The sequence below is a fragment of the Bacteroides caecigallinarum genome (genome assembly GCF_021530995.1).
Taxonomy (GTDB): domain Bacteria; phylum Bacteroidota; class Bacteroidia; order Bacteroidales; family Bacteroidaceae; genus Phocaeicola; species Phocaeicola faecigallinarum.
In genome coordinates, this window is sequence record NZ_JADYTF010000341.1 from 1 (window position 1) to 258 (window position 258).

Genomic DNA, 258 nt, shown 5'->3' on the forward strand with positions numbered 1-258 from the left:
CGGCAAGCTGCCTTCTGTACCCCCCATTGTAACACGTGTGTAGCCCCGGACGTAAGGGCCGTGCTGATTTGACGTCATCCCCACCTTCCTCACATCTTACGATGGCAGTACCGCCAGAGTCCTCAGCATTGCCTGTTAGTAACTGGCAGAAAGGGTTGCGCTCGTTATGGCACTTAAGCCGACACCTCACGGCACGAGCTGACGACAACCATGCAGCACCTTCATACATGCCTTGCGGCTCATCTGTCTCCAAATGAT

1 rRNA gene is annotated in these 258 nt (G+C 55.0%); it reads right to left on the reverse strand.

Going from position 1 to position 258, the window contains the following annotated elements:
* Positions 1-258 (reverse strand): 16S ribosomal RNA (locus I6E24_RS16940); the annotation flags it as partial.